The sequence below is a fragment of the Streptomyces sp. BL1 genome (assembly GCF_057628045.1).
Map to the genome: position 1 here is coordinate 6,528,308 of NZ_JBXYWZ010000002.1, position 20,889 is coordinate 6,549,196.

Annotated in this window: 21 protein-coding genes; 9 read left to right on the plus strand and 12 right to left on the minus strand. The window is 70.8% G+C overall.

The window, feature by feature from the left end:
• Positions 1-4: 4 nt before the first annotated feature.
• The 5 genes from AC3AGO_RS28600 to AC3AGO_RS28620 all read right to left on the minus strand — a co-directional run bounded on the left by AC3AGO_RS28600 (position 5) and on the right by AC3AGO_RS28620 (position 6,020).
• Complete coding sequence (locus AC3AGO_RS28600; protein WP_487823124.1) at positions 5-2,320, minus strand: hypothetical protein; 2,316 nt, start codon at positions 2,318-2,320, stop codon at positions 5-7.
• A gap of 156 nt (positions 2,321-2,476) precedes the next feature.
• Positions 2,477-4,213 carry an L-lactate permease gene (locus tag AC3AGO_RS28605; RefSeq protein WP_487823125.1) on the minus strand — a complete coding sequence of 579 codons (1,737 nt, stop codon included), beginning with the start codon at positions 4,211-4,213 and terminating at the stop codon, positions 2,477-2,479.
• Between the two features lie 130 nt (positions 4,214-4,343).
• Complete coding sequence (locus tag AC3AGO_RS28610; RefSeq protein WP_487823126.1) at positions 4,344-4,901, minus strand: SAM-dependent methyltransferase; 558 nt, start codon at positions 4,899-4,901, stop codon at positions 4,344-4,346.
• Positions 4,898-5,158 (minus strand): DUF397 domain-containing protein, encoded by a 261-nt coding sequence (locus AC3AGO_RS28615; RefSeq protein WP_487823127.1) that lies wholly within the window; start codon positions 5,156-5,158, stop codon positions 4,898-4,900. The genes AC3AGO_RS28610 and AC3AGO_RS28615 overlap by 4 nt, the downstream gene beginning before the upstream one ends.
• A gap of 4 nt (positions 5,159-5,162) precedes the next feature.
• On the minus strand, positions 5,163-6,020 hold the full coding sequence (locus AC3AGO_RS28620) for a helix-turn-helix domain-containing protein (protein ID WP_487823128.1): 858 nt from the start codon (positions 6,018-6,020) through the stop codon (positions 5,163-5,165).
• 135 nt (positions 6,021-6,155) lie between these two features.
• Between AC3AGO_RS28620 and AC3AGO_RS28625 the strand changes: the two genes are divergently transcribed.
• Both AC3AGO_RS28625 and AC3AGO_RS28630 read left to right on the plus strand, forming a co-directional pair.
• Positions 6,156-6,608, plus strand: coding sequence for an ATP-binding protein (locus AC3AGO_RS28625; RefSeq protein WP_487823129.1), 453 nt, complete (start codon positions 6,156-6,158; stop codon positions 6,606-6,608).
• 129 nt (positions 6,609-6,737) lie between these two features.
• Complete coding sequence (locus tag AC3AGO_RS28630) at positions 6,738-7,571, plus strand: SAM-dependent methyltransferase (protein WP_487823130.1); 834 nt, start codon at positions 6,738-6,740, stop codon at positions 7,569-7,571.
• 105 nt (positions 7,572-7,676) lie between these two features.
• On the opposite strand, the gene AC3AGO_RS28635 is transcribed toward AC3AGO_RS28630, so the two are convergent.
• Together AC3AGO_RS28635 and AC3AGO_RS28640 are read right to left on the minus strand one after the other, a co-directional pair.
• On the minus strand, positions 7,677-8,588 hold the full coding sequence (locus tag AC3AGO_RS28635) for a helix-turn-helix domain-containing protein (RefSeq protein ID WP_487823131.1): 912 nt from the start codon (positions 8,586-8,588) through the stop codon (positions 7,677-7,679).
• 179 nt (positions 8,589-8,767) lie between these two features.
• A complete protein-coding gene (locus AC3AGO_RS28640; protein ID WP_487823132.1) occupies positions 8,768-9,007 on the minus strand; it encodes a DUF397 domain-containing protein in 240 nt (79 codons plus the stop codon).
• A 224-nt stretch (positions 9,008-9,231) separates the two neighbouring features.
• Between AC3AGO_RS28640 and AC3AGO_RS28645 the strand changes: the two genes are divergently transcribed.
• The 5 genes from AC3AGO_RS28645 (at position 9,232) to AC3AGO_RS28665 (ending at position 13,988) form a co-directional block, all read left to right on the plus strand.
• Positions 9,232-9,426 (plus strand): hypothetical protein, encoded by a 195-nt coding sequence (locus AC3AGO_RS28645; RefSeq protein ID WP_487823133.1) that lies wholly within the window; start codon positions 9,232-9,234, stop codon positions 9,424-9,426.
• 88 nt (positions 9,427-9,514) lie between these two features.
• Positions 9,515-9,667 (plus strand): hypothetical protein, encoded by a 153-nt coding sequence (locus AC3AGO_RS28650; RefSeq protein ID WP_487823134.1) that lies wholly within the window; start codon positions 9,515-9,517, stop codon positions 9,665-9,667.
• 56 nt (positions 9,668-9,723) lie between these two features.
• Complete coding sequence (locus AC3AGO_RS28655; protein WP_487823135.1) at positions 9,724-10,389, plus strand: glutathione S-transferase family protein; 666 nt, start codon at positions 9,724-9,726, stop codon at positions 10,387-10,389.
• A 91-nt stretch (positions 10,390-10,480) separates the two neighbouring features.
• Complete coding sequence (locus AC3AGO_RS28660) at positions 10,481-13,027, plus strand: ATP-dependent Clp protease ATP-binding subunit (RefSeq protein WP_487823136.1); 2,547 nt, start codon at positions 10,481-10,483, stop codon at positions 13,025-13,027.
• 58 nt (positions 13,028-13,085) lie between these two features.
• Positions 13,086-13,988, plus strand: a complete 903-nt coding sequence (locus AC3AGO_RS28665; RefSeq protein WP_487823137.1) for a universal stress protein — start codon at positions 13,086-13,088, stop codon at positions 13,986-13,988.
• Positions 13,989-14,087: 99 nt separating this feature from the next.
• On the opposite strand, the gene AC3AGO_RS28670 is transcribed toward AC3AGO_RS28665, so the two are convergent.
• The gene (locus AC3AGO_RS28670; RefSeq protein ID WP_487823138.1) at positions 14,088-14,984 is read right to left on the minus strand and encodes a phosphatidylinositol-specific phospholipase C; all 897 of its coding nucleotides are present in this window, start codon (positions 14,982-14,984) and stop codon (positions 14,088-14,090) included.
• 92 nt (positions 14,985-15,076) lie between these two features.
• The gene (ligD, locus tag AC3AGO_RS28675) at positions 15,077-15,970 is read right to left on the minus strand and encodes a non-homologous end-joining DNA ligase (RefSeq protein WP_487823139.1); all 894 of its coding nucleotides are present in this window, start codon (positions 15,968-15,970) and stop codon (positions 15,077-15,079) included.
• Between the two features lie 260 nt (positions 15,971-16,230).
• Between ligD and AC3AGO_RS28680 the strand changes: the two genes are divergently transcribed.
• Positions 16,231-17,709 (plus strand): purine-cytosine permease family protein, encoded by a 1,479-nt coding sequence (locus AC3AGO_RS28680; protein ID WP_487823140.1) that lies wholly within the window; start codon positions 16,231-16,233, stop codon positions 17,707-17,709.
• Positions 17,710-17,835: 126 nt separating this feature from the next.
• Here the strand turns inward: AC3AGO_RS28680 and AC3AGO_RS28685 are convergent, their stop codons facing one another.
• Positions 17,836-18,189, minus strand: coding sequence for a DUF4190 domain-containing protein (locus AC3AGO_RS28685; RefSeq protein WP_487823141.1), 354 nt, complete (start codon positions 18,187-18,189; stop codon positions 17,836-17,838).
• Positions 18,190-18,191: 2 nt separating this feature from the next.
• Positions 18,192-18,347 (minus strand): hypothetical protein, encoded by a 156-nt coding sequence (locus tag AC3AGO_RS28690; protein WP_487823142.1) that lies wholly within the window; start codon positions 18,345-18,347, stop codon positions 18,192-18,194.
• A 157-nt stretch (positions 18,348-18,504) separates the two neighbouring features.
• Here AC3AGO_RS28690 and AC3AGO_RS28695 point away from each other — a divergent pair, with 157 nt between their 5' ends.
• The gene (locus AC3AGO_RS28695; protein WP_487823143.1) at positions 18,505-19,158 is read left to right on the plus strand and encodes a TetR family transcriptional regulator; all 654 of its coding nucleotides are present in this window, start codon (positions 18,505-18,507) and stop codon (positions 19,156-19,158) included.
• 88 nt (positions 19,159-19,246) lie between these two features.
• Here AC3AGO_RS28695 and AC3AGO_RS28700 read toward each other — a convergent pair whose 3' ends face one another.
• Positions 19,247-20,845 (minus strand): serine/threonine-protein kinase, encoded by a 1,599-nt coding sequence (locus AC3AGO_RS28700; protein WP_487823144.1) that lies wholly within the window; start codon positions 20,843-20,845, stop codon positions 19,247-19,249.
• Positions 20,846-20,889: the final 44 nt, after the last annotated feature.

A 20,889-nucleotide genomic window follows, 5' to 3' on the forward strand; every position in this document is an offset into this window, starting at 1 on the left:
CGGGTCAGCTGCCGTACTCCGTGGTCAGCTTGGCCTTCTCCGTCTCGGCCTCGTCGCGGATGGTGTCCACGACGTGCTGGTTGAGCCGCTGCTCCTCGAAGTGCCCGACCATCCGGTCCAGCACCGACGTGGCCTGCTCCAGGTCGCCCTGCTTCGCCTCGGCGCGCGCCAGCCTGCGCGTCACCATGTTCAGCGTCACGTTGTCCACGCCCGTCCCCTGCATGGAAGCGTCGACGACCGGCTTCAGCTGCTGGACACTCTCCTTCGTGTCGGCCGGACGCACCGCCAGCGCGTCCTTCTCCGGGCTCAGGCTCTTGAACTCGTGCTCCGCGTTGAGCCCCTTCACCATCCGCGCGAACACCGCGAACTGGTGCTTGCCGTGCTGCTCGATGACCTGCTGCAGCGCGTCGTTGCCGGCCTTCAGATGCGGCGAGTCGGAGCCCAGCAGCGTGAACAGCTGCCCCTGCTCCTCACCCATCATCAGTTCGCCCAGCTGCTCGTCCGCACGGCTCATCGGGTGCCGCACCGTGGTGCGCATGACCGGCGAGACCACACGCGAACCGTCGGAGGCCAGGTACATGGCCCGCAGTTCGTACGTGCCGGGCTGCTGGAAGTAGTGCCCTTCCTTGCCGTACCCGATGTACGCGCTGGTGTAGATCGCCGGCTTGCCGCGGTCCAGCCGGACGCTGCGCGTCTCGTCGACACAGCGCCGCAACAGCGGCCGGAAGACGACCGTACGGCCCGAGGGCTGCCGGATCGCGATGCTCACCAGGTCGTTGTGCGGGTGCAGATAGCTGTGCGTCTGCGTGCCCCGCAGATCCGTGGTCTCCAGCTTGAGTTCGATGACAGGCGGCTCGCCGAACTCGTAGGCCCGCTTGCCGCGCAGCTCCAGCCGCAGCCCGGACTGGTCCCGTACCGGCTCGTCGAACTGCTCGGCGTCGATGTCCGCCGCGCCCTTGGTGAAGGCGTTGGCACCCATGACCACGTTCTTGTAGAACCCGTGCCGCAGGTGCTGGAGCTCGTTGTTGGTGAACTGGAACGGGAAGTTCGCCCAGTACGCCGTCTCGCCGGAGGGTGCGCCGCCGCCCGGGTTGTAGTTCTGCGGATAGTTCATCCACGACAGGTCGGCGAAGCCCTGGTTGGGTCCCAGCGGGGCCGGGGGAGTGGCCAGGTTCTTCTGCCACGAGTGCAACAGGTTGAAGGCGTGGCCCAGTTCGTGCACGTACGTACGGAGCGCCGACCGCTGCCGTACCGCGTCATTGCCGCCGATCATGTCGTAGAAGACCGCGCAGCCCTGCCGCTGGTAGGCGTCGCTCGAGTCGAACATGATGCCGCGCACGCCTGCCAGGCCCTCGTACTTGCTGGCGACCAGCAGCCACACCTTCCACTGCGGAATGTCCTTCCACAGGCTGAAGTTGGTCTGCATGGCGCCGTGCAGCTCGCTGTCCGTCCAGCCGTTGGCGTTGTCGGCCAGCACGTTGGCCGCACCGGAGACCTGGAGCTCCACACCGTTCTCCGCGAAGGCGCCGGGCACGGTCAGGATGCGGGCGGGGGAGCCGGGAGGCTGCGGCAGGGAACCGGTGTTGTACGACACGAACGGCACCTTGCCGGCGACCGAGTCCTGCTCCCACGTCACTGTGCGGTAGTACGGCGAGGTGAAGGGGCACAGATAGCTCGCGCCCTTCTCGGTCGCCGACTTGTAGAACGTGAGCGTCGCGGCGGCGTGCGGCTGTGTGACCGCCAGCCGCGGAATGCTGACCTCGACGATCGGATAGCTGGCCGCCCAGGTGAACGCGCCGACGCCGCGGATGACGGTGTACGCCGCGGTCTGACTGATCGTCACGGTGTTGACCACGAACGAGCCGTAGTAGCTCGTCGTCCCGCCGCTGATCGCGAAGAAGTCGGCGCTGAGCTTGCGCAGCGGACGGTACCCGTCGGTGTCGACGCGCAGCTCCAGCTGATAGCCGGTGGTGCCGCCGCTGCGGTAGCGCCCGTAGGTGAGCTGGTACGCGGCCGCCTCGGACTCCGAGGCGAGTGCGCGTTCGTCGCCGGGCAGGCCCTGCAACGTGCCGTTGTGTCCGGCGCCCGGCTCCTCCAGGCTGCCGTCCTGTCGCGTCTGCCGGACGGCCGACGGCTGGTTCGTACTGTGCTGGCCTGGGCTCTGCTGGCCCTGGCGGCCGGAGCTCTGTTGCCCGGGGAGCGTGAAATCGGCGGTCTCGGCGGCCTCGGAGCCGGGGATCTCGCCGAAGTCGGCACCTGCCGGCGGGATGCTGGTGCTCTCGCCTGCACCGGCCGTGGGGTCTTCGATGGCTGACGACATGGTGGATCGTCCTCTGCTCGCCAAACGCGTGTTCCGGATGGCGGCGCTGCGTCCGCGAAGTGCGGGCGCGCCGCCGTGGGCACCTGGCCGGCCAGGAGGACTTCCGAGAGCTTTCCGTGTCTGGAACCTCGCAGTGGTCAGCGGCGCTGTCAATCGTCAGGGCAGCATCCAGGCGAGGACGTGCGACTGGAGAAACACCAGCACACACACCACGAGCAGCAGGAGCACGCTCCACTTGAACACGCTGCGGAACAGCACCGCCTCGCGCCCCAGGAGGCCGACGGCGCCGGCTGCGATGGTGAGGTTCTGCGGGCTGATCATCTTGCCCACGACGCCGCCCGAGGTGTTGCCGGCGACCAGCAGCGTCGGGTCCAGCCCCGCCTTGCCCGCCGCGGTCTGCTGGAGGGTCGCGAACAGCGCGTTGGCCGAGGTGTCCGAGCCGGTGACGGCGGTGCCCAGCCAGCCGAGGATCGGCGACAGGAAGGCGAACGCCGCGCCCGTACCGGCGATCCACGTGCCGATGGTGATGGTCTGCCCGGACAGGTTCATCACGTACGCCAGGGCCAGTACGGAGCCGACCGTCAGCAGGGCCCAGCGCAACTGGACGACGGTGGCGGCGAATTCGCGTACCGCGGCCACGGGCCGCACCCGGTACACGGCGGCCACGGCGATCCCGCAGAGCAGCAGGAGTGAGCCGGGGGAGGAGAGCCACGGGAAGAGGTAGACGGTCGTGCTCGCCATCTCCCCGTCGGCCGTGCGGACTTGACCGTCCAGCCCCGGCCAGTGCACCTCGACGTCGGTGCCGGCCAGGAACTCCTTTGCGGGGTCCCACAGTTTGGCCACCGAGAACACCGCGATGATGACGAGGTACGGCAGAAAGGCCATCAGAATCCGTGCCCTGTCGGCCGGCTGGGCCCCCTCGGAGTCCGTACGCACGCTCCCCTCGGGCGCCGCACCCGCGGAGGACCCGCCCGCGGGAGCCCCGGCCCCGGCGGCTCCTCCGGCAGGGGTCTCTCCAGAAGACCCGGCCGCCTCGGCCGCCGCCGCGGCCCGCAGCGCGCCCCGCACCCGCTCGCTCTCCTGCGGCTGCCACACGCGCAGGAACAGCACCACGGCCGCCAGGCCGACGAGGGAGGCGATGATGTCGGTGAGCTCCACCGACACGTAGTTGGAGCTGACGAACTGCGCCACGGCGAACGCGCCGCCGCACACCAGCGCCACCGGCCACGTCTGCCGTATCCCGCGGATCCCGTCGACGAGGGCGACCAGCACCAACGGCACGAACAGTGCGAGCAGCGGCGTCTGCCGGCCCACGTAGGCGCCGATGTCCTCGTACGGAATCCTGGTGAGGCTGCCTGCGGTGATGATGGGAGTGGCGATGGCGCCGAAGGCCACCGGCGCGGTGTTGGCCACCAGCACGGTCACCGCGGCGCGCACCGGGGAGAAGCCGAGCGCCATCAGCATCACGCCGGTGATGGCGACGGGCGCGCCGAAGCCGGCCAGCGCCTCCAGCAGCGCGCCGAAGCAGAACGCGATGATCAGCGCCTGCACCCGGGGGTCGTCGCTGACCAGGTTGAAGGCCCGCCGCAGATCCTCGAACCGGCCGCTGACGACGGTCAGTTGATACACCCAGAGCGCGGCCAGCACGATCCACATGATCGGGAAGAGCCCGAAGGCGGCACCCTCCGTACCGGCCAGCAGCGCGAGATCCACCGGCATCCCGTACGCGGCGACCGCGACGGCCAGGGACACGCCGAGCGCCGCGAGACCGGCCCAGTGCGCCTTCCAGCGCAGCCCGCCCAGCAGGACGAACAGGGTCAGCAGCGGCAGCGCCGCCACGAGGGAGGACAGTCCCAGACTGTCCCCGACAGGGGAGAGATCCGGCTGGTACATGCGACGACACGCGCCTCTCTCGCTCCGGGGCCCGCTCCGGGGAACAACTGGCAGGGCCAGTCACTGAGCAGTCCGCTCAGTATCAACAGCCCCAGCCGCACCGGGAAGAGGTGTGCACACCGTCGTCGGATCAGGGCTTGCGGGCGACCCCCGCGTAACCCGGAATGTCGCTGTCGCCCAGCTGCCGCGGCGGCACGGCGTCCGCCCGCCAGTGCTGCGGCACGACGATGCCCGGCTCCACCGGCTCCAGCCCCTCGAAGAACCGCGCCACCTCGGCCCGGCCACCATGGGTGAGCACCAGATAACTGTCCGCGGGCAGCGCGTTGAGCAGCTCCCGGAGAATCCCGTACGGGTCGCGCCCGTCCGGCACGAAGGGGAACAGCGCGTTGACCGCCAGCGCGACGGGCCGCCCGAGGTCCAGCGCGTCGCTCAGCTCCGGCGCGTCCAGGACGCTCTCCGGGCAGGTCACCTCGCGCCGCAGATACGCGACCCGCGCGTCGGGCGCGGCGGCGCCGGCGAGCTCCCGCAGATCCGGCTCGGCGGACGCGCCCGAGCGGAAGCCGAGGAACTGCCGTACGCCCGCCTCCGCGGTCAGCCAGCGGACCGCGCGCCGCAGGAAGTCGCGGTTGGCGCGGTCCGCCTCACGGGCCGGTGAGATGTCCGCCGGCGCCTGGCACTGCTCCGTCATCGGCCGCTCCCGTGCAGCAGGAAGTCCGCTGCCCCGTGCTTGGCCCCGTGGATGAAGGTCTCGATCTCGCGCGAGGTGTAGATCAGCGCGGGGCCGTCCGGATCGGTGGACTGGCGCAGGGCCACCCGGCCGTCGGCGAGCCGCAGCGCTTCCACGCAGTTGCCGCCGTTGGGGCCGCTCCACGGCTTCCGCCAGCCGTCCGTGCCGAGTTCGGCCGCGGGCATGCCGTTGTAGACGTGGCCGGTGTGCTGGTCCATGTGCTCAGAACTCCTTGCGGATCTCACCGAGGAGGGCCTCGGTGTGCTGTGCGGGCGCGGCCTGTGTCCCCATGCGGTCGAGGACTTCCAGATAGGCCGCTGTGTCCGGACGTTCGTCGTGATAGACGGCACCCGTCAGACTCTCGGAGTAGACGATGTCCGGAAGTTCGGGGATGTCGAACCGGAAGAGCTGGAACGGTCCGAACATGCCGGGATGCGCACCCGCCGTGAACGGGATGATCTGCAGCGTCACATGGGGCAGCGCGCACACCTCGGCGAGCCGGTCCAGCTGGCCGCGCATGATCGCCGGCTCGCCGATGTGCCGGCGCAGGACCTGTTCGTCCAGCACCGCCCACAGCTTCGGCGGATTCGAACGTTCCAGCAGCGACTGGCGCTCCATCCGCAGCGCGACCCGGCGGTCCAGCTCCCGCTTGTCCGCGCCGGGGAAGCCGGTGCGCAGCAGAGCGCGCGCGTAGTCGGCGGTCTGCAGCAGCCCGGGCACGCAGTGCGGCTCGTACGCGCGGATCAGGCTGGCCTCGCCCTCCAGGCTGACGTAGAGGCTGAACCAGGGGGGCAGTACGTCGCGGAAGTTGTGCCACCAGCCGGGCCGGTTCGCCTCGTCGACCAGCGTCATGAAGGCGTCCGCCTCCTGCGCGGGCACGCCGTAGGTGCGCAGCAGCTTCTCGACGTACGGCGGCTTGAGGCCGACCTCGGCCTTCTCCATGCGCCGCACCGTCGTCGTGTTGACGCTGAGCGCGTGCGCCGCGTCCGTGAAGGAACACCCGGCCTTCTCGCGCAGGTCGCGGAGCCGGAGCCCGAGGACCATCTGTCCCACGGTCGGCGCGGACCGGCTTTCCGCCACGGCTTCCTCCTCTGCTGCTCTCCCGGGGGAGCAGTGTGCCATGCACGTATTGTGGCGGCCAGAGTGCGGCTCCGATTCTGCGAATTGCAGAACTAGCCTTGCCATGTGTGATGTGCGGCGAGCATAGTGAGTGCTGTGACTCAGTTCTCGTCGTCCTCGTCCGAGCACGGCCCCGCTCCCGAGCGGGGGCCAGATGTGCGCCGGGAGGACTTTGAGCTCCCCGCGCATGCCTCGGCCGTCGCCCAGGCGCGGGAGCGGGTGTGCGGGCAGCTGAGACGCTGGAATCTCCCCGAGGAGCTCGGGCACACGGCACAGCTGGTGATCTCCGAGTTCTTCACCAACGCCGTGGTGCACACCGAGAGCGGCCAGGTCCGCTGCCGGCTGCACGCCGACGGGGAGATGCTGCGCATAGAGGTCACCGACGAGGGCGGCGGGAGCGGCGAGGTCACGCCCCGCGAGGCCGCCGGGGACGACACCGACGGCCGCGGACTGCACCTGGTCAGCGCGCTGGCGGAGCAGTGGGGCGTGCTGGGGGACGGCGGACCGCTGGGCAGGGTCGTCTGGGCGGAGCTGCGCGGCACCACCTGAGGCGCCGGCGGCGTGCGCCGGTGAGCCCGAATTTCCTTATCCCGTAGTGCACTTGACGTGGATTCATGTGACCTGACCGTGGGATGCTTCAGCGCGACGGAACACACGCGGTGAGACGGTGAGGCACGGATGCGGGACGACCGGGAGACCCAGTTCGCGGCGGGGCAAGGGGTGGACATGAATGTCCCGAGCGTCGCGCGGATGTACGACTACTACCTCGGCGGCAGGGACAACTACGAGGTGGACCGGGCAGCGGTCGCCGAGTTGGACAAAGTGGTGCCCAGCACCCGGCCGCTCGCGCTGAACAACCGCCGGTTCCTGCAGCGCGTGGTGCGCGTGCTGGCCGAGGACCACGGCGTGCGGCAGTTCCTCGACCACGGGTCAGGCCTGCCCACCCAGGACAACGTGCACCAGGTCGCGCAGCGTGTGGACCCCGCCTCGCGCGTCGTCTACGTGGACAACGACCCCATCGTGCTCGCGCACGGCCGCGCCCTGCTGCAGGAGAACGACAACACCACGGTCATCACGGCCGACATGCGGGACACCGAGGGGATCTTCGGCAACCCGGAGGTCCAGCGGCTCATCGACCTGTCGGAGCCCGTCGCGGTGCTGTTCGTCTCCGTGATGCACTGCATCCCCGACGACTCGGACCGCGGCGGCCCCGTCGAGCTGCTGGAGCGGGTCCTGGACCGCATCCCGTCGGGCAGCTACGTGGTCGTCAACCAGCTGGTGAGCCCCCACAAGGAAGTCCGGGACTCGGTCACGGAGTTCATGGACGAGAGCACCCACGGCAACTGGGGCCGGGTGCGCGAGGAGTTCGAGGTCGCCCGCTACTTCGAGGGGCTGGACGTGCTGGAGCCGGGCCTCGGCTGGATCGACGACTGGCACCGTGAGAGCGACCTGGGCCCCCGTCAGCTCACCGAGGAGTGGTGGGAGTTCGGCGGAGTGGCCCGCAAGAGCTGAGCGCACGAAAGGACCCCGCGAGCTGTGAGCGCGCGGGGTCCGCGGCTTCCGGACGAGCGGGGTCCGGAGCTTCCGGAACGGAACAGCGGGCGGCGCCCGGGCCGGTCACGCCGGCTCGGGCGTGTCCTCCAGCAGTGACCTCAGGAACCTGACCGACTTGTCCGGCGGTTCCGCCGTGGCGCACAGCCGGTCCATGACCACCATGTAGTTCTCCACCTCTTCGCGCTTCTCGAGGTAGAGCGAGCTGGTGAGCTGCTCCAGGTAGACCACGTCGGGCAGGTCCGGCTCCAGGAACCGCAGGATCGTCACGGGGCCGCCGGCGGCGGCGAGCCCGCCGAGCTCGAACGGCGCGATCTGGATGGTGACATTGGAGTTCTCCGCCATGTCCAGCAGATGCCTGACCTGGCCGCGCATCACGTCCGTCGTGCCCAGGGGACGCTTCAGCGCGGCTTCGTCAACGACCGCCCACAGCTTGGGGGAGTGCGGAGCGGTGAGCATGTGCTGCCGCTCCATCCGCAGACTGACGCGGCGCTCGATCTCCTTCACGGAGGCGCGCGGGTTGCCCAACTGGACGACGGCGCGGGCGTAGTCGGGGGTCTGCAGCAGACCGGGTACGAACTGCACCTCGTACGTACGGATGATGGCCGCGGCCTCTTCCAGGCCCAGGAGCCTGTCGAACCACGGCGCCATCACGTCGCTGTACTTCTGCCACCAGCCGGGCGTGCCGGACTGCCTGGCCAGCGCGAGATAGGCCTCGCGCTCGTCCTCGTCGTGCACTCCGTACAGCGAGAGCAGGTCTGCGACGTCCCGCTCCTTGCAGCCGACCCGGCCGAGCTCCAGTCGGCTGATCTTCGCGTGCGAGCCGCGGATCGCGTCACCCGCCGCCGTGGGCGAGATACCGCGGTCCTCGCGGAGCCGCCTCAGCTGCGTACCGAGCACGATACGCAGAATCGTCGGCCCGCCCCGCGGGTGGTCGAGGAAACGCCTGACCGATTCGCGCTGCGGCTGTGCTGACATCACGCCTGCCCTTGCTCCCCTGAGTAGCCAGTCGGGCGCTCAGTGTCCCACCCGTCGAGCCGCTCGTACAGTCATGCAGAGTGCACATACCCCGGCCATGTGCCAGGGCCAAGTGTGGCGCCAAGTATGGCCGGGATGTGCGCAGTTACCGCCGTACGGCGTCATTACCCGTCAACTGTTCACTCCGCGGGCACGAGATCGTCGAAGTCGCCGTCCTTCGCACCCTGGAGGAACGCCGCCATCTCGGCTGCCGTGTAAACGAGCGCGGGGCCCGAAGGGTGGCGGGAGTTGCGCACGGCGAATCCGCCGTCGGGCAGCCCGGCCAGCTCGACGCAGTTCCCGTTGGGGTTGCTGCGCGCGCTCTTGCGCCAGGTCACGCCGCGCAGTCGGGTGGCCTCCACGCCGTTGTCGATGTGCATATGCCCTCTCCGTCACCGTCCGCAACTTGCAGGCCGTACAGGGGTGTTCCGGCCCCGATGGCTGACCACCTTCTCACGTGACGCGTTCTTACGGATGCAATTGCAGATGTGCTTGCATCCGTAAGAACGCATCCGCCAGAATGACCCCGCCAGAGCAACGGCCCCAACTCGTAGGCGAGACAGCGGAGTCAGTGATCCTTCCCACCTCGCGTCCTGGAGCCCCCGTGACCGCACAAGGCACCGAACGACCCACCGTCCCCGAAGCGTTCGACGCGCTCGACGGGCCGGCGGAGACGACGTGGGACGATCCGCTCACGCGGCTCCTCCTGCTGCTGGAGATAGCCGACAAGCCGGCATGGCTCCGCGATGTCGCGGACGACTGGCAGCGCGGCGAGATTCCACGCCGCGGTCAGCGGTGAACAGACCTTCCGCAGTGACGATCCGGCCCATGCGCCGTTGACGCCTCCCTCCGCGCCGCAGCACAATCCCCGTGAGGGGGTGGGTGTCATGAACGGCGCAGGACCCGCGGCCGGTTGTCCGGCCCGCTTCTCCACCCTTTCTCTCCTCCGCTCCTCCCTCTCCCCGGTGGTCCGCCGCGGCTGGCTTCTGACCTGCCGCCGGCACATCGACCTGCTCCGGGTGTGCAGCGCGAGCCACTGACGTCCGCCGCACCGCGGCGACCAGTGCTCCAGCCCCGTTCGCACCCGAGGAGAGCCATGTCCGCGACCCTGCCCCTGCCCTCCGCTCCGTCCCGCCCCGCCGAGGCCCTGCGCGGCCGGATCGGCCGCAGCCCCGGCAGCGGATTCCCCGCCGCCCCGCACCGCTACCGGCTGCATCTCGCCGACGGCTGTCCGGATTCCGCGACCGTCGCCGTCGTCCACCGGCTGCTGGGCCTCGCCGCCGTCCTCCCCGTGGTGCCGCTGCCCCCGGCCCCCGGAGACGGCCGGGGCCACCCGGCGCTGCACGGCCTGTACGAGGCGACCCGGCACCGGCACCCCGGCCCCTTCATCGCTCCCGTACTCAGCGACGACTGGACGGGCCGCATCGTCAGCAACCACACCCCGGACATCGTCCGGGACCTCGTCCTGCGCTTCCGCCCGCCCGTGGCCCCCGACCTCTGTCCGGCCCGGCTGGGCCCGGACATCGACGCGTTCGAGGAGCTGCTCGACCTGCGGCCCGAGGAGGCCCTCGCCTTCGCCGAGGCCCGCCTCGGCGCCCGTACCCACCTCTTCGGCTCCGACCTGACCACCGCCGACATCCGGCTGTGGGCCCACTGCGCGGCCGGCGGCAGGGCCGGTACGGGAGGGTCCGCCGCGCCGGGTCCGCACGTCGGCGCGCATCTGCGGAACCTGGAGCAGCACCCCGCATTCCAGGCGCAATAGCCCCTTTCCTGAGCAATTGCGGGTTATTTCGGCTGCTGGTGTAGTGGGCCCGTACGACCCCGATGGGTGCCCTTCGCCGGAGAGTCTCCACATGTCGATGCCCCCGTACGGCTCCGCGTCCGACCCGTTCTCCGACCTGCTCAACCGGTTCTTCGGGATGTCCCCCATGTCGTCGCCGCCCGCGATGCAGCGGGTACCGATCGGACGCCTGCTGACCGACGCGTCCAGGGAACTGATCGCGCAGGCGTCCAACAGGGCCCAGCAGGACGGCAGTCCCGACCTGGACACCGCGCACCTGCTCTGGGCGTGCACCCAGGTGGAGCCGGCCCGCAGCCTGCTGGACCGGGCGGGCACCGACCCCGACGCGTTCGCCGAAGCTCTCGCCAAGGCCCTGCCCGGCGAGAGCGGCACGCCGTCGGCGGAGCCCGGTCTCACCCCCGCCGCCAAACGGGTGCTGAAGTCCGCGCACGCCCACTCCCAGGCGGCGGGCGTCTCCTACATCGGCCCCGAGCACATCCTCGCCGCGCTGCTGGAGGACCCGGGCTCGGCGGCGCGCAGGGCCCTGGACTCCTTCGGCGCCGACCCGGACCGGGTGCTCCGCGACGCCTCCGGCGCGGCCCGCGGCGAGGGCGGTACGGGAGGCCAGGGAGGCGGGGCCGGCGGGGGCTCCGCCTCGGCCACACCGACCCTCGACGAGTACGGCCGCGACCTCACGGAGGAGGCGAAGGCCGGGAAACTCGACGTCGTCGTGGGCCGGGCCGAAGAGGTCGAGCAGACCGTCGAGATCCTCTCCCGGCGCACCAAGAACAACCCGGTGCTCATCGGCGAACCCGGCGTCGGCAAGACCGCCATCGTCGAGGGCCTCGCGCAGCGCGTCATCGCCGGGGAGGTGCCGCAGACCCTCGAGGGCAAGAGGGTCGTCGCCCTCGACCTCACCGGACTCGTCGCGGGATCCAAGTACCGCGGCGAGTTCGAGGAGCGGCTGAAGAGCGTCATCGACGAGGTCAGGAACGCCACCGACTCGACGATCCTGTTCATCGACGAACTGCACACCGTCGTCGGCGCCGGGTCCGGCGGCGACGGCTCGATGGACGCGGGCAACATCCTCAAGCCCGCGCTCGCCCGCGGCGAACTGCACGTCATCGGCGCCACGACGCTCGACGAATACCGGCAGCACGTGGAGAAGGACGCCGCGCTCGAACGCCGCTTCCAGCCCGTCATGATCCCCGAACCCACCGTCGAGGAGACCGTGCAGATCCTCGACGGGCTCCGCGACTCGTACGAGGCGCACCACCAGGTCCGCTTCACCGACGAGGCGCTGCGCGCCGCCGCCGAGCTCTCCGACCGCTACATCAGCGACCGCTTCCTGCCCGACAAGGCCATCGACCTGATGGACACCGCCGGCGCCCGGGTGCGGCTGCGGTCCCTGGGCCGGTCCACCGAGGTCGTCTCCCGCGAGGACCGCATCGAACGGCTCGACCGCGAGAAGGAACAGGCCGTCTCCCGCGAGGACTTCGAGAAGGCCTCCGAGATCAAGAAGCAGATCGCCGAGGTCGAGGCCGAACTCGCCGGGGTCGAGGAGCGTCGCGAGGGCGTGATGTCGGTGACCGTCGACGACGTCGCCGACGTGCTCTCCCGCCGTACGGGCATCCCCGTCGCACAGCTCACCGAGAGCGAGCGGGCCCGGCTGCTGAAGCTGGAGTCCGAACTGCACAGCCGCGTCGTCGGCCAGGACGAGGCCGTCACCGCCGTCTCCCAGGCCGTACGCCGCAACCGCGCCGGCATGGGCGACGACAACCGGCCCGTCGGCTCCTTCCTCTTCCTCGGCCCGACCGGCGTCGGCAAGACCGAACTCGCCAAGGCACTGGCCGAGTTGCTGTTCGGCGACGAGAACCGCCTCGTGCGCTTCGACATGAGCGAGTTCCAGGAGAAGCACACCGTCTCCCGCCTCGTCGGCGCCCCTCCCGGCTATGTCGGCCACGAGGAGGCCGGGCAGCTCACCGAGAAGGTGCGCCGCCAGCCGTACAGTGTGCTGCTCTTCGACGAGATCGAGAAGGCGCACCCGGACGTCTTCAACTCGCTGCTCCAGGTGCTCGACGACGGCCGGCTCACCGACGCACGGGGCCGCACCGTCGACTTCCGGCACGCCGTCGTCATCATGACCAGCAACATCGGCGCCCAGCGGATCCTCGCCCACCAGGGCAGCGTCGACGACATCCGGGGACAGCTGATGGAGGATCTGCACGGCCGGTTCCTGCCGGAGTTCCTCAACCGGATCGACGACATCATCATCTTCCACGGGCTGGGCGAGAAGGACCTCGGCAGCATCTTCGACATGATGCTGGACCGCAGCGTCCGCAGGCTGCGCGCCCAGGACATCGGCCTGGAGGTGACGGAGGCGGCAAGGAAGCTGCTCATCGTGCACGGGCACCAGCCGGAGTTCGGCGCCCGCCCGCTGCGCCGCACCATCCAGACCGAACTCGACAACCGCATCGCGTCGTTGCTGCTCAGCGACGAAGTGGGCGAAGGGGACACCATCGTCGCCGACGTCGAGGACAATTCCCTCGTGTGCTCCGTACGGCACTCGGGCGGAGCGGGCGCGACCCCCGAGCAGTCGGCGGGGCGGGAGCAGGAGTGAGCGGCAGGCCCACGGGAACCCGGGGCGATCCGGGCGAGACGAAGGAGAGTTGGCTGACATGAACGAGCAGTCCGCGGCCCCGGCCGCAAAGGGCAGCGTCGTCGTCGGTGTCGACGGGTCCGAGCAGTCGCTGCGGGCACTCGACAGGGCGGCGCAGGAGGCGCACCGGCGCGGCACCGAACTCCAGATCCTGTGCGGCGGGGTGTGGCCGAAGCGCTCCGCTGTTCCCATCACCGAGTCCGACCAGGAGCGGATGCTCCAGCAGGCGGCGAGGATCGTCGACGAGGCGGCTGAGCGTGCCCGGCAGTACGCTCCGGACCTGCGCATCGTGCCCTCCACCCAGGTCCAGGTGTCGGCGGCCGACGCGCTGGTGCGGGCCACCCGTACCGCGGCGCTGACCGTCGTCGGCACCCGCGGGTACGGCGGGTTCGCCGGGCTGCTGGTCGGCTCGGTCAGCCTGCGCGTCGCCGCACACTGCGAGGGGCCGCTGATGGTCGTGCGCGCCGACCACTCCGGGGGTCAGGAAGCGCACCGCGGCACCGTCCTCGTCGGCTATGCGTCGGACAAGGACAAGGAAGCGGTGCGGTACGCCTTCGAGGAGGCCGAACGCGCCGACGCCAAGCTGCGGGTGCTGCACTCGTGGGCGCCGCCGCGGATGCCGGGCGTGCTCCAGCGGCCCCCGCACGAGGACTCCGAGGGCGCCGAGGCCGCGCGCGCGGAGATGCGCAGGGAGCTCGCCCCGTTCGCCAAGAGCCACCCCGGCGTCAGCGTGTCCGAAGAGGCCCAGCCGGGTTCGGCGGCGGGGGCACTGATCGAGGCGAGCCGCGCGGCGGACGTACTGGTGCTCACCGCGCGCCGGCGTCAGCACAAGCTCGGCATGAGCATGAGTATCGGGCCGACCGCGCACGCCGTGCTGCACCACGCGCACTGCCCCGTCGTGATGGTGCCCACCACCGTCTGACCGCAGGGCGTCCACCGGACTCGTCCCGCCCCTCACCTCCCCCGGAGGGGCGGGACGTTCGTGTGCCGGGCCGCGAGCGGTGTCGGGCCGCGAGTCGTGTCAGGCCGCGAGTGCGGCGTTGTGCCGGATGAGGGCCGCGGCCATGCCGTGCTCGTTGGGGAAGTCCATCGGCACGATGCCCAGGCCGCGCCACTCCCGGTTGGCCTCGCTGCCCAGCAGCCGCTTCACCCGCGGGTTGAGCCAGTCGGACGTGGCGTGCGGGGGCCACAGGGCCGCCGTGCTCACGTAGTTGGTGAACAGCTTTCCCGGCGTCTTCACGGCGTTGCGGAACTGGGCCTCGACGAGCTCCAGCTTGTGCCCCGGCTGGGCCATGAACTCGTCCTGGATGTCGAAGAGTTCGGCGTTGCCGTAGCGCACACCGGGCAGGCCGTCGGAGTCGCCCAGCAGTACCACCTTGCCGCGTGCGGTCCCCAACGCGGGGAGCGCCGTGCCGAGGTGGAACAGCGAGCGCCAGCCCTTGCCGTCCAGATAACCGTCGAACAGTTCGCGGAAGCGTGCCGGGCTCTCGTCCGAGTACTCCTGCTTGACGCGCATCAGCACCGTCTCCGACGGGTGGGCGCGCAGGAAGCCCTGGCACGAGCGGAGTACGTCGTCGAAGTTGAGGTGCTGGTAGAAGGCGCCGTGGTGGATGGTGAACGCGCCCTCGAAGGCGCGGCAGCGGATGTCCAGGAAGCGGATGCCGCTTGCCAGTTGGGCGTCGAGCGAGGTGTTCTGGCACTCCGTCCACGGGCCCCCGTGCCGCGCCCCGGAGTCGTGCGTGCCCGGGAGCGTCAGCTGCTGCAGGCGCGTGCTGTCGGGCAGGCCCGACAGCCACTGCTCCGGGCCCGGAAGCGGCTTCGCCGTCGCCGTCCATGCCGCCACGGCCCCCGTGCCGAGCAGGCCCGCCGTGGAGACGGCCACCGCACCTCTGAGAATTCCCCGCCGTTCGATGGTCATGACAGAGCATCGAATCACAGCGGAAGGCACCCGTCACGGGTGCCCCAAGTCCCCCTCGAATCCGCTTCCTTGACCGGCGGCGGGCCGGTGGGTCAGCCGCGCCGCTTCACCCGGGTGTCCAGCCGTTTGTGCGCGGCGCGGACCGAGCGGCCGCGGGTGTCGGCGCGTGCCCAGGGGTCGGTCTCCCGCAGCCGGTCCTCGATGTTCCGCACCGTCCAGCGGTCCGGGGCGAGAGCGGAGTCGTCCAGCTCGCCCCAGGAGACCGGGGTGGCGACGGGAGCGCCCGGCTTCGCGCGTACGGAATAGGGGGAGACGGCGGTCTGCGCGTAGGCGTTGCGCTGGATGTCCAGATAGACGCGGTCGCCGCGCTTGTTCTTGCGCGGCTCGTCCGTCAGCCGGTCGGACTCCCGCTCGACGAGCACGGTGGACACCTGCCGGGCGAATTCCCGGACCGTGTCGAAGTCGGCGCCGCGGTCGAGCGGCGCCAGGACGTGCAGTCCGCGCGAGCCGGTCGTCATCAGCCGGGTCGGCAGCTCGACTTCCTCCAGCAGTCCGCCGACGCAGCGTGCCGCGTAGCGCACGTCGTCGAAGCCGGCCTTGCCGCTCGGGTCGAGGTCGAAGACGAGGACATCGGGGTGCTCGGGCTTGTCCTCGCGGGAGAGCCAGCGGTGCAGCGTGATGCACGCCTGGCCCGCGAGATACACCAGGGTGTCCGCGTTCTCGCAGATCACGTGGTGCACCTTGCCGCCCTCCTTGGGGAGGGTGGCGGTGCGGATCCAGTCGGGGAAGTAGTCGGGCACGTTCTTCTGCATCAGCGGTTCGCCGCCGATGCCGTCCGGGTGCCGCTCCATCATCAGCGGCCGGCCGCGCAGCGTGGGTACGGCGCGGCTCGCCACCCGCCGGTAGTGCTTGGCGAGTTCGTCCTTGGTGATGCCGTCGTCGGGGAAGAGGACCTTCTCCGGCCGGGTGATCTCGATGTCCCTCACGGCGCCCCGGGTAGCCGGGCGCCCGCGGGGCAAACAGAGGGCTGCGCACGGCGGTTCCGGTCGTCTCCGCGGAGCCGACCGGTCCTGCCCTGCGCACTTGGACGAAGCTCCAAAAACGGGAGGGGCGCCACTGGATCAATGTACGATGGAAGGGCGTCCCTCAACGCGCGTAGAGTCCCACTCGCTCCTCGATCAGGGGCATGCCCATGTCGCGTAAAGACGCATCTCAGCGCCTGTAACCACCGCACGGAGCCCCTTCCATGGCAGACGCCACCGACGCGCCCGCAATGCCGGACGAAACCATCGAGACCCGCGGCATCGAACCGGTGCCCGACGAGGAACGCCGCGGCCGGGTCCGCGAGCTGTTCCCCACCTGGGTCGCCGCCAATATCAGCGTGCTGCTGCTGACGATGGGCGCGGGCCTGGTCGTCTTCAACAAGCTGAACTTCTGGCAGGTCCTGATCGTCGCCGCGCTCGCCGCGTCGATCTCGTTCGGGATCTGCGGGGTGCTGTCCGTCTCCGGCAAGTGGGGCGGAGCCCCCGGCGCCATGCTCTCGCGGGCCGCCTTCGGCGTCCGCGGCAACTACTTCCCCGGCATGATCCTCTGGGTCGCCCGCTTCGGCTGGGAGACCATCAACGCGGTCACCGGCGCGTACGCCGTACTGACCGTGCTCAAGCTGCTGTTCGGGATCGAGAGCAGCACCCCGCTGGTCATCGTGACGCTGCTGGCCTTCGTCGGCACCACCTTCCTGGTGAGCGGGATGGGCCGGAAGGTGCTCAACCTCTGCAACCGGTGGTCGACGTACCTCTTCGGGCTGTTCAGCGTGCTCGTGCTGGTCTATCTGATCGGCTCGACGGACTGGGGCTCGGTCTTCGGGAAGCCGGCCGGCAGCACCGCGCTGATGATCGCCGGTATCGGCACCATCGCGGCCGGCGGCATCAGCTGGATCCCCACCGGACCGGACTTCGCCCGCTATCTGCCGCACAGTGCGCGCGGCGGGCGGATCGTCACGGCCACCGTCTCCGGTGCCGGGCTCGTCATGGTGCCGATGGTGATGATGGGCGGCGTGATGGCCGTGGGCATTCCGGACCTGGCCGAGGCCAAGGACCCGGTCTCCTTTCTCGGCGACGCGCTGCCGATGTGGCTCTCCGTGCCGTACCTGATCACCGCGCTGGTCGGCATGCTGCTGATCAACAGCCTCTCCATGTACTCCGCCGGCTTCACCGCGCAGACGATGGGCGTCAAGCTGCGCCGTGCGTACGCCGTCAGTATCAACGCCGTGATCAGCCTGGTCGGCGGGCTGCTGCTGATGATCGTCGCGAAGAGCTTCTACGGCTCCTTCATCACCTTCCTCACGCTGCTCGCCGTGTCCTTCTCCGCCTGGGTCGGCGTGTACGGGGTGGACATGTTCCGGCGGCGGCACATGGACGTGCCGTACGACCCGGAGGGGCTGATGGACACCAGCCGCACCAGCCGCTACTGGTACGTGGGCGGCTTCTGCTGGCAGGCCATGACGGCCTGGGCGGTGGCGCTGGTGTTCGGCATCTGCTGCACGACGGTCGACTGGTTCACGGGGCCGCTGGCCACGACGTGGATCGGGCGGAACGGGCTCGGCTGGCTGGCGACGATCCTGATCGCCGCGGCGCTGCACGCGGTGCTGCCCCGGCCGCGCGAGGGCGCGGGCGTGCCGGCCGGTGAGCAGGAGCGTCCGAAGGAGGACGCCGCAGTACGCGGCTGACCCGGAGCGCGGGCCGCGGGCCGGGCAGGTTCCGGCGCGTACGGCTCCCGTACGGACGACAGGGCGCGGCCGGTTCCCCGAGTGGGGGACCGGCCGCGCCCGTTGTGTGCTCCGGGTGACGCGTGGTCAGCCGGTGACGCTCCAGACCGAGCTGCCGCTCGCGGTCACGACGGCCGCGAGGACGATCAGGTCGGCCGCGCCGAGGGCCATGCCCAGCAGCGCGCGGCCGCGGCGTGCGGTGCCGCGGCTGAGGGCCAGGCCGCCGAGCACGAGTGCGCACGGGCCCAGCACGAGGTTGAAGACCAGCAGGCCGGCGAGGCCGAGCACGAACGAGGCGACGGCCATGCCGTCGGTGTCGCGCAGGCCCCGGGGCTTCCGCTCTGTCCGGGTCTGTTCCCGCACGGCGTCGCTGCCGTGCGGCTCACCCGTGTCGCGGTTGTCCGAAGTGCCCGGATGGGTCAGGGTGTTCATCGCGTTCATGGTCAGCTCCCTTGCCGGTGCTTGCGCTCGCGGATGGCGAAGACGAGCAGCCAGGCTCCGATGACCGTGGCCGCGAGGGCGGTCGCCGGGAGGGGCAGGTGGGCTGCGGTGCCCACGAATACCCCCAGCAGCAGAAACGCGGCAACGAGGAAGATCATTTCTGGCCTTTCCCCCCACTCGGTCCGGTGGGGTCTCCCAGTGCGGTCCGATGGGGCCAATGATCGGATCTCAGTGAACAGTTGGTGTGACAACTGTTCACTGAGATCGAGGCTACACCATTGCGAGGGCCGGGTGCACAACTGTTTACTGGAGTTCATGAGCAGCACCCCCACACTCCGCGAGACGCAGAAAGCCAGAACCCGCCGTGCCCTGCTGGACGCGGGCCTCGAACTGCTGGAGCACCAGAGCCTGAGCAGCCTCGGACTGCGCGAGCTCACCCGCGCCGTGGGCATCGCCCCGGCCGCGTTCTACCGGCACTTCCGCGATATGAGCGACCTCGGAGTGGCCCTCGTCGAGGAGTCCCTCGGCAGCCTGCACGCGGTGATCCGGGCCGTGCTCGCCGAAGGGGGCGAGGACGGGGAGCGGATAGACGAGTCGGTCGGCAGCATCGCCGCGTACGTACGCGACCACCCGGCCCACATCCGCTTCTTCGCGCGCGAGCGGCACGGCGGGGTGCCGGCCGTACGGGCGGCGATCGGTGTCGAACTGGACCGATTCGCGGGCGAGGTGGTGCAGGCGCTGGCCTCCGACAAGGCGTCACAGGGGTGGAGCGCGGAGGACATGCGGATGCTCGGCGAACTGTACGTCGACCACATGGTGATGACCGCCTCCGCGTTCCTGGAGGCGGCACAGGGGGAGGGGCCCGACGAGGAGAGCGTGGCCCGTACGGCGCGCCGTCAGATGCGGCTGATCAGCGTGGGCCGGCAGCACTGGACCGACGCCGGCGGGGAGGGCTCCGCGGGGAGCTGACCCGGGTGCCGGCCCGGCGGTGTGCCCGGTCCGCGGAGGGCGGGGCTCAGTCGTCGGAGGGCGGGGCTCGGTCTTCGGGTGGCGGGGCTCAGTCGCCGGTGGCGCGGAAGGACGCGGTGGCCGTGTCGAAGAACGGCTTGGACGCGGCCCACGCCTCCTCCGGCGCGGACAGATAGACGGCGTACTGCCGCTCTCCCGCCTTGCCCCAGCCGAGGTCTATCGCGCGGTAATCCCGCACCCTGCCCTGCCACTTGTACTCCCACAGCGCGGCGGGCCGGCCCTGGTAGCGGGTGGAGTTCATGCGGAGCCGCTCGTACCCGGGCGACAACTTCCGCACCTCCGGCTCCAGTTGGCGCCAGTGCCGCAGGGGGCTGGTGTCCGCGAAGTCCAGCACGCTGAACTTCAGTCCGGTCCTGCCGGACGGGGAGATGAAGTCGACGTCGGTGCCCGCCGCGTTCTGCTGCCGCTTCCAGCCGTCGGGGACGTCCACGGAGAAGCCCAGCGGGTCCTTCACCCGGTGATAGCCCGCGGGCGTCGCCGGGCGGGGCGAGGCCGAAGCGTCCGGCGACGGCGAGGAGTTGGCGGACGGGGAGTCGGCGCGTGCCGTGTCGTCGCGGGCCAGCCACCAGCCGCCGGCCGCTGCCGAGCCGGTCACGATCAGCGCCGCGGCTGTCCAGGCCAGCACGCGGGCGCCCCGGCGGCGGCGCGGCGGTTCCGGTACGGCACCCGAGCGGGTGTCGGCTTCGTACCCGGGACGCGGGGCGGGCTCGGGACCGGGGGTGTGCCGTACCGCGGTGGCGCCGGCCGTGGTCTCCAGCGGAGCGGGGCGCGGACGCTGACGCTCCGTCTGCTCCGCGTCCGGGCCGTGCTCCTCCGACTGGCGCAGCAGCCGCTCGGCCTCGTCCAGCGCGGGACGGCCGGCGGGATCCTTGGACAGCAGCCGCTCCAGCACCGGCGCCAGCCGGCCGGCGCGCCGCATGGGGTGCGGGGGCTCGCCCGCCGCGGCGTACGCGGTCTCCACCCAGGTGTCCCGCTGGAAGGGCGACCGGCCCTCCACCGCCTCGTACAGCGTGGCGCCCAGCGCCCACACGTCGGTCGAGGGGCTCGAATCGCCGCCGCGGAAACGCTCCGGCGCGGTGTACGCCATGGAGCCGACGAACTCACCGGTGCGGGTGAGTGTGGCCGTGCCGGAAGCGGCCGCGATGCCGAAGTCCGTGAGGACGGTGCGCCGTCCGTCGTCGGACATCAGCACGTTGGCGGGTTTCACGTCGCGGTGCAGCACGCCCGCCTCGTGCGCGGCGCGCAGCGCGGCGGTCATCGCCAGCGCCGTACGGGCCGCGGCCTGCGGGGAGAGCGGACCGTCCTCCTTGATGACGTCGCTCAGCGAACGGGCCGGCACGTACTCCATGACGATGCACGGCAGCCCGGCGTCCTCGACGACGTCGTGCACGACGATGACGTTCGGATGGCTGATGCGGGCCGCGCTGCGTGCCTCGCGGCGGGTGCGCTCCAGCATCCGCGACCGCTCGTCGTCCTCCAACTGCGGTGGCAGGCGCAGCTTCTTGACCGCGACGAGGCGGTCGAGCAGGCCGTCCTCGGCGAGCCATACAGTGCCCATGCCGCCGCGGCCGATGCGCTCGGTGAGCCGGTACCTTCCGGCCACCAGCCGGTCCCCGTCGGTCTCCACGAAACTCCGCTTCCCCCTGTGGCACATGCGTTCCCCCGTACCCT